General features: G+C 62.6%; 9 protein-coding genes. 6 read left to right on the plus strand and 3 right to left on the minus strand.

Annotated elements, in window-relative coordinates; all coding sequences use genetic code 11:
* Positions 1-119 precede the first annotated feature (119 nt).
* Both VEJ16_10400 and VEJ16_10405 read left to right on the plus strand, forming a co-directional pair.
* On the plus strand, positions 120-749 hold the full coding sequence (locus tag VEJ16_10400) for a glutathione S-transferase (GenBank protein HYB10070.1): 630 nt from the start codon (positions 120-122) through the stop codon (positions 747-749).
* 97 nt (positions 750-846) lie between these two features.
* The gene (locus tag VEJ16_10405) at positions 847-2,145 is read left to right on the plus strand and encodes an FAD-binding oxidoreductase (protein HYB10071.1); all 1,299 of its coding nucleotides are present in this window, start codon (positions 847-849) and stop codon (positions 2,143-2,145) included.
* Positions 2,146-2,216: 71 nt separating this feature from the next.
* Here the strand turns inward: VEJ16_10405 and VEJ16_10410 are convergent, their stop codons facing one another.
* Together VEJ16_10410 and VEJ16_10415 are read right to left on the minus strand one after the other, a co-directional pair.
* Positions 2,217-3,383, minus strand: a complete 1,167-nt coding sequence (locus VEJ16_10410) for an aminotransferase (GenBank protein HYB10072.1) — start codon at positions 3,381-3,383, stop codon at positions 2,217-2,219.
* Positions 3,384-3,432: 49 nt separating this feature from the next.
* Complete coding sequence (locus VEJ16_10415; protein HYB10073.1) at positions 3,433-4,827, minus strand: aminotransferase class III-fold pyridoxal phosphate-dependent enzyme; 1,395 nt, start codon at positions 4,825-4,827, stop codon at positions 3,433-3,435.
* A 221-nt stretch (positions 4,828-5,048) separates the two neighbouring features.
* Between VEJ16_10415 and VEJ16_10420 the strand changes: the two genes are divergently transcribed.
* A complete protein-coding gene (locus VEJ16_10420; protein ID HYB10074.1) occupies positions 5,049-7,571 on the plus strand; it encodes a patatin-like protein in 2,523 nt (840 codons plus the stop codon).
* A gap of 36 nt (positions 7,572-7,607) precedes the next feature.
* Here the strand turns inward: VEJ16_10420 and VEJ16_10425 are convergent, their stop codons facing one another.
* Positions 7,608-8,957, minus strand: coding sequence for an aspartate aminotransferase family protein (locus tag VEJ16_10425; GenBank protein HYB10075.1), 1,350 nt, complete (start codon positions 8,955-8,957; stop codon positions 7,608-7,610).
* A 250-nt stretch (positions 8,958-9,207) separates the two neighbouring features.
* Between VEJ16_10425 and VEJ16_10430 the strand changes: the two genes are divergently transcribed.
* The 3 genes from VEJ16_10430 to VEJ16_10440 form a co-directional block, all read left to right on the plus strand.
* Positions 9,208-10,791: a gamma-glutamyltransferase gene (locus VEJ16_10430; GenBank protein HYB10076.1), complete on the plus strand. Its 1,584-nt coding sequence runs from the start codon at positions 9,208-9,210 to the stop codon at positions 10,789-10,791.
* Positions 10,792-11,047: 256 nt separating this feature from the next.
* A complete protein-coding gene (locus VEJ16_10435) occupies positions 11,048-11,824 on the plus strand; it encodes an amino acid ABC transporter ATP-binding protein (GenBank protein HYB10077.1) in 777 nt (258 codons plus the stop codon).
* A gap of 75 nt (positions 11,825-11,899) precedes the next feature.
* The coding region (locus tag VEJ16_10440; GenBank protein ID HYB10078.1) for a dihydrodipicolinate synthase family protein at positions 11,900-12,222 on the plus strand (323 nt) is incomplete at its 3' end.

The raw sequence follows: 12,222 nt of genomic DNA on the forward strand, positions 1-12,222 counted from the left end.
CGCGGCGACGAGCCGCCTTGCCCGTTCCGCTTTGCGCCGCCATGCTTTATTTTTCCGGGCCGACCGAAGATGCCGGCCGCGCTCATTTCCCGCGGGACCGGTCGGGAAGGAGCCATGCGATGAAACTTTACGACTGCAAGCCAGCACCCAATCCGCGCCGTGCACGAATGTTCATGGCCGAAAAAGGCATCGAAATTCCGACGATCCAAGTCGATCTGCGGGCAGGCGAACATCTTAAGCCCGCCTATCGCGCCATCAATCCCCAATGCGTGGTGCCGTATCTAGTGCTCGATGACGGAGCCGGCATCGGAGAAGTGGTCGCAATTTGGCGTTATCTCGAGGAGACTCATCCGACACCTCAACTTCTGGGCGTCGACCCCGAGGACAAGGCCATCGTCGCCATGTGGCAACATCGGATGGAACTCGACGGCTTCCAGGCGGTGGGCGAGGCCTTTCGCAATTCCACACCTGGGTTCAAGGGTCGCGCACTCGCCGGGCCGCACGATTACGAGCAAATTCCCGCACTCGCCGAACGCGGCAAGGCGCGCACGCTCGACTTCTTCGACGATATCGACAAGCGGCTCGGCGAGAGCGAATTTATCGCGGGTCCGCGGTTTACCGCCGCCGACATCGACGCATTCGTCGCGATCGAGTTCGCCCGCTGGATCAAGCTTGCCGTACCGGCCGCATGCAAGAACGTGACGCGTTGGCACAATGCCGTCTCGGCGAGACCGAGTGCTTCGGCGTGACCATGGCCCGTCCAACGGCGGTGACGATGCAGCATTGCTCGGGTCCGCAGCGCCGGGTGTGCCCGCGAACCCGGCATCGGCAGAGGGGAGATGCGCGATGACGGAAGACATTCTGGCGCCCGGTTTCAAAACCGATCCCTTTTGGTGGGATCAGGCGCCGTTGACGCCTGTGGCGAGTACCCCGCTTCCGGGACACGTCGATGTGGCCGTGATCGGCTCCGGCTATTCGGGCCTCTCAGCCGCGCTGACCTTGGCGCGCGCTGGCCGCTCCGTCCTCGTACTCGAGGCCGGAACACCGGGGCAAGGTGCAAGCTCGCGCAATGGCGGGATGTGCGGTGACATGCTCAAACCGTCGCTCGAAGAACTGACACGCCGGTACGGTGAGGCCCGTGCCAAGGCGCTCCTGCGCGAAGCGCGCGAAGCGCTCGGATTTATCGGCCAGTTTATCGCGCGGGAAAAAATCGACTGTCACTTCTCGGTCATGGGGCGCTTCACAGGCGCTCTCAAGCCGGGCCAATACGAGGAAATGGCGCGCACCTCCGAGACCCTGCGCAAGGTCACAGGATTTGAATTCGACATGGTCGGCAAGAGCGGCGTACGCGACGAAATCGGCACGGACCAGTATGTGGGCGGGCGGGTCACGCACCACCACGGAGGCCTTCATCCGGCCCTTTATCACAAGGGGCTGCTCCAGCGCGTGCTGGCGGCGGGCGCCACGGTTCTCGGCGAAACGCCGATGATCGGCCTCCGCCGGGAAAGCCGCGGCTTTACCGTTGCGACGCCGCGCGGTGAATTCGAGGCGAAGGACGTCGTCGTTACAACCAACGGCTACACCGGTGCGGTAACCGGTTGGCTGCGTCGGCGCGTCATCCCGGTCACAAGCTACATCATCGCGACCGAGGAATTGTCCAACAACCTCATGCGCCAGCTCATGCCCAAGGGCCGCATGATCACGGACAACAACCGTCTGCTCGTCTATTATCGTCCCTCCCACGACGGCAAGCGGATCCTCTTCGGCGGCCGCGCCCATTACCGACCCGCCGACCTCGCCGACGCCGGTGCGATCTTGCGCCGCTACATGGTCAAACTGTTTCCGGAGTTGTCTGACGTGAAGCTCAGCCATAGCTGGTTCGGCTTCATCGCCTATACCTTCGATCGGCTCCCCCACACCGGTGTGCATGACGGCGTGCATTATGCGATGGGCTATTGCGGTTCCGGCGTCGTGATGTCCACCTGGCTCGGGCGCAAGACCGCCCTTCGCATCCTCGGCGACAAGGAAGGAAATAGCGCCTTCGCCGAAATCGCGCACCCGACAGCCCCGCTTTATACCGGAAAGCCGTGGTTCCTTCCGCTCGTCAAAGCCTATTACCACGCGAACGACCTATTCGGACGCTGAGCCCAAACGCAACCGGCGGCAAGGCGCGCCATGCTGCCTGCATTGGCCAGTGTCGTCTCAGGCATATGCGGCTAATGACTCTGGCTCGCCAAAAGCCGTCGTTGCACCTCCGGCATCGAGGCTTGATCGAGGTTGGCGAACGCAAAGCGAAGGTAGGCGTCCTGGCCGGGGCCGAACATGGTACCCGGAAGGCACAGGATGTTCTCCTCGTCCGCAAGCCGGCGTGCGACGAGTGCGGCCGGTTCACCGTCGAACGGATGGCGTACATAGGCGAAATATGCGCCCGAACTCACGAGCGAGTATCTCAGCCGATTGTCCTGGAAGATGCGGCGTAGCGCCTGGAGCCGTCCTTCTATCGCCGCGCACTTCTCCCGCTGCCAATCGCCCAGATGGTCGAGGCCGAATGCGGCCGCTTCCTGCGAGATGTGCGGCGCGCAGATCGCGACACAATCCACGATCTTCGCGACTTCCGCCAACAGCCGCTCGCTCGCGATCATGGAACCGACTCGATAGCCCGTAAGGGCGTAGACCTTCGAGAAGCTGTAAAGCTGGACCAGCGTTTCGACCCAATCGCTGCGCGAGAAAAGCCCGTGCGGTGGCGTCGGATCGACGCGGAAATCGCGATAGGTCTCATCCACGACAAGCGCCAGGCCTTTCGCCTTGGCGAGATCGTAGAAGGCATCGATCAGTTCGGGCGGATAGATGGCGCCGGTCGGATTGTTCGGCGTCACAAGAACGATTGCGCGCGTGTGTTGGGTCATCAGCTTCGCCGCATCGGCGGGATCGGGCAGAGCGCCGCGGTTTTCCCGACATGGCAGGTGAACGGCCCGCACGCCCTGCATTTCAAGCCACATCTGGTAATTGAAGTAGTAGGGCACCGGCAGCAAAACCTCGTCGCCCGGCCCCGCGAGTGCCGTCAGTGCAACGCAGAATGCCTGGTTGCAGCCCGCCGTGATCGCGACGCGTTCCGCCGAGATGCGCGCGCCGTAATTTTCGCTCATGCGCCGCGCGAGCTTTTCACGCAGATGAGGAAGGCCGAGGATCGCCGTATAGTTCGACGTGTCGGGAAGTCGAGCTAGGGCCGCCACATGGGCCTGCAGGGATTCGGCCGGCGGATAGCTCGGCACTGCCTGCGCCATGTCGAGGAGCGGTTTCGACGGCGGAAAGACGCGACCGCTCACCCAGCCGTGCGCCTCGGCAATCGGCGGCACGGCGACTTCACGGACGAGAGAATTCACCCGGTAACCCATCGCTCCCCAACCATGCGCGCCATGACGGTCGCTCCGCTCAGATCGCCTTTGCCGCGCGAAGCTCGGCTTCGAATGCGTCGACCGTAGCACCGACCAGCAGGGCGATCTCCTCGACCTCCGGCTCGGTGACTGTAAGTGGCGGTGAGACCATGACCCACTCGCCGTATTTTCCCTGCGCTGTGCGGCGCGCATAGAGCACGATCCCCCGCTCCATGCCGAGCTCGACAAGCCGATAGGGCGCCATGAGTTCGAGCGGGAGAATCGCCTTCGTCTCCTTGTTGGCGACAATCTCGATTGCCAACAACAGGCCTTTTCCGCGCACATCGCCCAATATCGGGCTTCTCGCCTTGAGTGCGTCGAGTTTTTCGCGCAGGGAACGGCCCATCAGATCGGCATTGGCGATCAGGTTCCGCTCCATCATCTCGCTGACCACGGCGTGTCCGATCGCGCACGAAAGCGGATTCGCCGTGTAGGTATGGCCGTGAGCGAAGCCGCCCGCGTTGGCCACGGCCTCAACCATCTTTCTCGGCGCCAGCACCGCGCCGAGCGGGGTATAGCCCGCAGCGATTCCCTTCGCCAGGATCGCAATATCCGGCCGTGCCTCGGGCCAGTGGTCGGCGGCGAGGAACTTCCCCGTCCGCCCCGCACCGCTCATCACCTCGTCATAAATAAGAATCACGCCATGCCGGCTGCAAATCTCACGTACCCCCCGGTAATACGCATCCGGCGCCACGAGTGCGCCGGTCGCAAGCCCGCCGACCGGCTCCATGATGAATGCGAGCACGGACTCCGGACCTTCGCGCAGAATTGTTTCTTCGAGGGCCGCGGCGCACGCCCGTGCATGCGATTCCGGCGTGTGGTTCGGCGGCAAGCGATAGGTGAAGGGCGCGGGCACCTTCGGCATCACCCGCATTCCCGGCCCGAACAGGGCCTCCGAATGGGGATCGCCCGTGACCGCAAGTGCGCCGAGCGTGCCGCCGTGGTAACCGGGATTGCGGCCGATCACCTTGTAGCGAGAAGCAGCTCCCGTCACCACCGCATGTTGACGCGCGAGCTTGAGCGCTGCCTCGGTCGACTCGGAACCACCCGACGTGAAAAATGCCCGCTCGAGACCGGGCCCGGCAAGGCCCGTGATAAGATCGGAGAGTCTGATGTTGGGTTCGTTCTCAAAAGCGCTCGGGTATGTAAAGGCGATCTTTTCCGCCTGCGCCAACATAGCCGCGACGACGCGCTTGTTGCCGTGGCCGAGGTTACTCGTGACCGGGCCGGAAGAAGCGTCGATATAGCGCCGCCCCGAGGTATCCCATAAATAGATGCCCTCGCCGCGCGCAATCGTGGGGCGCCTTGCGGCACCGGTCTTCATATAAAAATTTTGTATCGGCCCGCCCTGCTGCTCTTCGCCGATTTTCCTCGAGACCCCGGCATCCAGCATATTCCACCCTCCGTTTCTGCCCGCGCGCGCGGGGACGCCCGTTCCATAAGCATAGCCTTGCAAGGGAGCGGGAGATAGAGCCTCGAACGCGCATGGGAGCTGTGACGAGCGGCCAGCACGCCGACGAGGCGGGCCGCCAAAAATTACTTTCAATTAACCACAACGCCGATACGATCCGCACTTGTGCCTGGCGAAGGCGGCGACGACCCGGAGGCTGGTAATTGCGCGAAAAAGAGCTCAGGCTGGCGCTCGTCTGCTTCGGCGGCATCTCGCTCGCCGTCTATATGCACGGGATCAGCAAGGAAATCCTGAAGCTCGTCCGCGCCTCCTCAGGACTTCACGCAATCGTCAACCGCTCGGCGCGCGCGGAAGCTGTTTTCCATGGCAGTGCCGATCCCGACGATCCGGAATACGACACCGAAGCCATCTATTTCGAGCTTTTGCGCGATATCGGCCGCAAAGTCGATTTACGCGTGATCGTCGACATCATTGCAGGCGCATCCGCGGGCGGCATCAATGGCACGATGCTGGCGCGGGCATTGGCCCACGACCTTCCGATGGGAAGTCTTCGCGATCTTTGGCTGATGGACGCGGACGTGACCGAGCTGCTCGCCACGGAAGCGCGTGCGAAGGTGTGGAGCAAATGGTTCATGCGTCCCTTCGTTTGGGCAGCGGCACGGATGCGCACGGTCGGCGCCATCAAGGATCGCGAGGTGCGCAACAAGCTTTCACTGTTCCTGCGCTCCCGCTGGTTCAAGCCGCCCTTCGACGGCTTGCGCATGGCAGCCCTGATGTTCGACGCGGTCATAAGCATGGGCAAGCCGAAGCATCCGACAGCCTCACTCCTGCCTTCCAATCATCAGCTCGACCTCTTCGTCACGCTCACGGATTTTTACGGATACCAGCAGCTCATCCAGATCCACGACCCGCCGCTCATCGGTGAGCGGGAACATCGCCATACGCTGAGCTTTCAGTATCGCCGCTGGCCCAATGGCGAGGTCGACAGCGACTTCGAGCTAGAAAACGCTCCAGCACTTGCGTTTGCGGCGCGCGCCACCTCATCCTTTCCTGGCGTCTTTCCGCCAGCGCAGATCCAGGAGATGGAGGCCTTGCTCAAGCAACGCGGAATAGTCTGGGAGAGCCGGGATCGCTTCATCGCGCGGAATTTTCGTCCCTATACCGAGGCGCACGCCAAACCGGAAGCAACGTCTTTTGTCGACGGCGCGGTGCTTAACAACAAGCCGTTTCGCGAGGCGATCCAGGCGATCAGAGGCAAGCCCGCTTATCGACAGGTGGACCGGCGCCTCGTCTATATCGACCCCGATCCGTCGCAGCCGCCGCCACCCGACAGCCACCGCAGGCCCGGTTTTTTTTCGGCGATCAAAGGCTCCCTTTCCGACATCCCGCGCAACGAGCCGATATCGGACGAGTTGACCTACGTCGCCGGATTCAATGAGCGCGTGCGCCGGCTCAAGTCGATCGTCGAAGCCGCTCGCCCACAGATCGCGAAACTCGTGGCCGAGGTCGCCACCTTGCCGTCGGACGGCCCGGTCGACGTCCAGCAAATCCGCGCGTGGCGGGAGGCGGTCAATTTTCGGGTGGCGCGCGATGCGGGGTTCGCCTACGAGGGATATGTGCGCCTGAAGCTCACCACCGTGCGCATATTCGTAAGCAACACGATCATATCGTTGTGCGCCATCCCGCCCCGTTCAGCCGCAGCACGGGCGGTCGCGGAGATCGTCGACGCCTGGGCGGCACTCAGCGGATTCACGTATGTCGAGCGCGATAGTCACGCACTCAAGGAAGAATCGTCGAGCGATGAAGGCGAGTTGCCATCCTGGATCAAATTCCTGCTGTCATTCGACGTCGACTTCCGCAAGCGCCGCCTCAATTTCCTCGTCCAGGGCCAGAACCGTCTTTACCAGATGCTGGACGACCCGTTTTGCCATGGGATGGAACCGACGACGGTCGATAAGCTCAAGCGTGAGTTTTATCGGTGCCTCGATGCGCTGCGGCAGCGGGAAAATCCGGCCGCTTTCAGCACGGCGACCCGACAAGCCGCGGCTGCACTCTTCACGTTGAAGCCGACGTCGCACGAAGCCCGGCAATTGAACGTTTTTGCCGAACGCTTCGCGCGGGAGAATGCAAGCCGGATCGAAGGGCTCATCGCGCGGCTCGCCGCTGAAATCGATCTCAACCGGACGACCCATGACGTCGATGCGCTCTTGGCCGGGATGGACACCGCCGCCTGGAGTCCCGCGGCACGGCGTGAAGTGCTGATCAATTATCTCGGTTTCCCATTCTGGGACGTATTGACGCTGTCGGTGACCAACTGGCGCGACGCCGCCGAATTCGACGAAATCCTCATCGACCGCATCAGTCCCGACGACGCGATGACATTCCGTGACGCGGGGCTTGTTGGTGAACTCAGGGGCACTGCGTTTGGCCATTTCGGCGCGTTCTTCTCACGCGCCTACAGGGAAAACGATTATCTCTGGGGTCGGCTTCACGCAATCGACCGGCTGATCGACATCGTCTGCGATTCCGCGGAGATCGACGCCTCGTCAGACGGCATCGACGTTAATGCGCTGAAGTGTCGTGCGTTCGAAATCCTCCTGGCGCGCGAGGCGCCGCACCTGCCACTGTGCGGCGAGGTGGTTGCCCGCCTGCGCGAGGAAATTGTCAAGCTCCGCGCCAAAAATGCGACGAAGCATCCGGCCCCGACCAGTGCTGCGCATACCTGACACGGCACCGGTTCCGGCAAACGCTTCGAGCGGATGCTAGATTGCGGCGGCCGAAATCGATGCCCGCAAAATGTCCACGAGACGGTCGATTGATTTGGCCGGGGTCATGAGAGGTGGTGCGATGCAAATCGTGTCGCCGCAGGCGGGCGAGGCGCTGCCCGCACGCATGCGCGTGATTAGTCCCCGCGCCATCGCCTCCTTCAACACCCGCCCGCCGAGCCCGAGTGCAGGATTGCGGCTCGACTGATTCTCGACGAGTTCGACGCCGCACATCATGCCAAGCCCCCGCACATCCCCGACGACGGGGAGCTTGCGCAAGGATTCGAGCCCAACGAGAAGCCGGCGCCCCATGATCGCCGCCTGTTCGACAAGCCCCTCGCGCTCGATGATCTCGATATTCTTGAGACCCACGGCACAGCACACGGGGTGCCCCGAATAGGTCGCGGCGTGCATGAATTTCTGGTCGGCAGGTGCTTCCTGCATTGTCGTGTGGACACGTTTCGAGACGAGTACGCCGCCAAGGGGGAGGTATGCGCTCGTCACCCCTTTGGCAAACGAGACGAGATCGGGCTCGACTCCCCAATGTCCGAGGGCAAACCACTTCCCCGTGCGCCCGAAACCGGTGATCACCTCGTCCGCGATCAGCAGGACATCGTGTCGGTTGCAGACTTCGCGCAGGCGCGGGAAATAGGTCTCGGGGGGAACGATCACCCCGCCGGCTCCCATCACCGGCTCGGCGATGACGGCCGCGACGGATTGAGCCCCCTCCTTGAGGATCAGCGCTTCGACGGCCTCCGCCGCTTCGATTCCCGGATCGCCATTACCCGGCCAGCGATAGGGATAGGGTGCTGCCACCTGGAGAAAATTCGGTACGAGCGGTCCGAACATCTTGTGATAGGACGCCAGGCCGGTGGCGCTCATCGCCGCCATCGTAACGCCGTGATAAGCGTGGATGCGCGAAATGATTTTGACCTTGTCGGGTTGACCTTTGACCTTCCAGTAATAGCGCGCGATCTTGAAGGACGACTCGTTCGATTCCGCACCTGCCGTCGTGAAATAGACGGCGGCCGTGCTCGGATAAGCAAGCTTCACGAGCTTTTCCGCGAGGCGGGCGGCCGGAGGGTTGGTCTGGCCGACATAGGCGGAGGCAAAGGCGAGGCGCGCCATCTGTTCGGCAGCCGCTTCCGCAAGCTCCTTGCGGCCATGCCCCACGTTGACGTTCCAAAGGCCCGAGAGGCCGTCGATATATTCCTTGCCGTCGGCGTCGACAAGCAATTCGCCACGCCCTTCGACGACCAGGATCGGCGCCTGATTGTCGATCGGATGATGCAGCGGATGGATCACATAGCGGCGGTCGGCTTCGATCAGGGCATTTGCGGCTTCCATGTCCCCTCCTCCAGGTATCCTAGTAAGCCCGTCTCGCTCATCGAGGCATTCACGGGCCGTGTCGCTTGAAAGGCGCCTATAATTACGACCAATCGGGCCGCAGCCACAATAGGCGAAGTGTACGGAGCGCGGTAATCCACACGGCCCCGTGACAGCTGGCGGGTGCCGGGCCGCATCGCTATTCTCCGCGACGATACCGCGCGGCGCCTGCGAGTTCGCCAACCAAGTCTGGGTCAGCAGAGGCAATGCCATGGATAACTTCTCGAATAGCCAGACCACCCGAAAGCCCGCCGTCCAGTCGTCAGGTGGAATTGTTGCAGCACAGCATCGCCGTGCAGCGGAGGTAGGTGCTGCCGTTCTCGCCGACGGCGGCGATGCGGTAGACGCCGCCGTTGCAACCTCTTTCGCGATCGGGGTCGTCGAGCCTTGGATGAGCGGGCCGGGCGGCGGAGGCGCCATGATCGTTTACCGCGCCAAAGAGCGACGAACCTGGGTCGTGGATTTCGGCATGAGAGCGCCGGCGGGTCTCGACCCGGTCGATTATCCCCTCTCCGGCGCAGGCGTTTCGGCCGACCTGTTCCCTTGGCCGGCGGTCGTCGAGGATCGCAATGCCGTAGGCGCAACAGCGATCGCCGTACCCGGCACGGTCGACGGAATGGGCGTGATCCACGAGCGCTTCGGCACCAAGCCCTGGCGCGATCTTTTGGCGCCGGCGGCCGAGCTGGCCGACGAGGGCTTGCTCGTCGATTGGTACGCTGCCCTTGTAATCGCCTCGGCCACGCGAATGCTTGCCGTGAACGAATTCGCGGCCAAGACGTTTCTCGAGGACGGAAGGTGGCCGACGATTTCGGCCTGGACGGCGCTCGCCGAAAAGCGCGTCGACCTTTCCACCATGGGAGGCACGATTCGACGCCTCGCGGAACGTGGCCCGCGGGAATTCTACGAAGGCGAGCTTGCACACGCCATCGTGCGCGACGTACGGCGCGCCGGCGGTTTGCTATCGACAGCGGATCTTGCCGGCTACCACGCCAAATTGATGGAGCCGCGCAAGATCGTGTATCGCGGCGCCACGCTTTACGCGGCGCCGGAATTGACCGCCGGCCCGACGCTGGCCGATTGCCTCGCCAGGCTCGCGGCGTACTCGCCTGCCGGCCGCGCTCCCAACGCCGACGCATACGCGGCTTACGCAATCGCACTTCGCGAAGCCTATGCCTGGCGACTTGAGAACATGGGCGATGTGGAGGGCGGGCGGAGAGGGCCGGCCTGCACCACTCACTTCAGCGTCGTCGACCGGCACGGCAATATGTGCGCGGTTACGCAGACGCTCCTCTCGATCTTCGGCTCGAAAGTCATGCTGCCCGAAAGCGGGCTTCTGATGAACAACGGCATCCTGTGGTTCGATCCGGAAGGGGGGAAGCCAAATTCGCTGGGCCCCGGCAAGCGTTGTCTCATGAACGTATGCCCCGTGATCGGCGAGCATCGGAGCAGGCGGTTCGCGCTGGGCGCATCCGGCGGGCGGCGAATTCTACCGGCGGTGATGCAACTTGCGCTTTATCTGGTCGACTACGGCATGACGCTCGAGGAGGCATTCCACAGCCCGCGCATCGATCTGAGCGGGGGCGATACGTTGATTGCCGATCTTTCCCTGCCGCAATCGATACGCGCGGTCCTTGCCCGCACATTCAAGCTTGTCGAGGCCCGGCGAGCGGCTTTTCCGTATATGTTTGCCTGCCCTGCCGGCGTATTGCGGGAAGGCGATGCCAATCACGGCTGCACGGAAATCATGTCCCCCTGGGGCGACGCCATTGCGGAGGAAGGGATCGGCGCGCGCTGATCGGCCAACATACTCGCTTCGATGGCGGCAATGTCGGCATGACGCCGGTCGAAGGGGATCGGTCACTGTGAACCCCGTCTTCTGCATTCGCAATAACGGGGATTCGGGGCTGTCCGAAAAGAATGGCTCGGCACCACACTCCCAGATTTGCCGATATTCCAAGGTAAATCTGCTTGCGGACGCGGATGGCGCAAGCCATCCTCTCCAGTGGCAACGAAGAAAAAAAGTACCGTAAATTCAAGGGAGCTTCGAAACCATGGCCTCCACCGCGACGCAGACGGAATCGCACAAGCTGGGCGACGTCATCATCAAGATGGCGGATGTGAGCAAGTGGTTCGGCGATTTTCAGGTGCTCAAGGGCATCAACCTCGAGGTCCGACGGGGGGAGCGCATCGTGATTTGCGGGCCTTCCGGCTCGGGCAAATCGACGCTCATCCGTTGCCTCAATCGCCTCGAGGAACATACCAAGGGCCAGATCGTGATCGACGGCATCGAGCTCGACCAGGGTACCCGCAACATCGAGCAAGTGCGCCGCGAGGTGGGGATGGTGTTTCAGCAATTCAACCTGTTCCCGCACTTGACCGTCGTTGAGAATTGCTGCCTCGCGCCGGTGAAGGTCCGGGGGATGAGTAAGGTCGAGGCCGAGAAGGTCGCCATGTCCTATCTCGAGCGCGTGCGAATCCCGGAGCAGGCGCACAAGTACCCCGGCCAGCTATCCGGGGGGCAACAACAACGCGTGGCGATCGCCCGCGCCCTTTGCATGAGTCCGAAGATCATGCTTTTCGACGAGCCCACCTCCGCTCTCGACCCCGAGATGGTCAAAGAAGTGCTCGATGTGATGGTTCTGCTTGCCGAGAGCGGAATGACCATGCTCGTCGTCACCCACGAAATGGGTTTCGCGCGGCGCGTTGCCGACCGGGTCATCTTCATGGATATGGGCGAAATCATCGAAGGGGCGCCACCCGATGCGTTCTTCAGAAACCCGCGATCGGAGCGCACACGCGCGTTCCTCAGCCAAATCCTCTCGCACTAGTGCGGCGAATCCGAAATCCATCACACGAGGGATGGCGCGGCGGCAGCGATTAAGCATCGTTAGAGCAGAGACGAAATGAGCAAAGAACGTATGACGGGCGTGATCGCGGCGGCAGCAACACCGCTTCGCGACGACTATTCGATTGACTTGGTGAAACTCGTTTCACACTGCGAATGGCTTCTGAAACAGGGGTGCGACGGCATCAACTTGCTCGGCACGACCGGCGAGGCGACGTCTTTCGCCGTCGAAGAACGGCTGGCCGCGATGAAGGCCGTCGCCCAGGGACACCTTCCGCTCGACCGGATCATGGTCGGGACCGGGGCTGCGGCACTCGGCGACGCCGTTCGGCTTACCGGTGCCGCACGGGAACTGGGTTTTGCTGGAGCGCTCCTCCTTCC

Source organism: Alphaproteobacteria bacterium, assembly GCA_035625915.1.
In the GTDB taxonomy this organism is placed as follows: domain Bacteria; phylum Pseudomonadota; class Alphaproteobacteria; order JACZXZ01; family JACZXZ01; genus DATDHA01.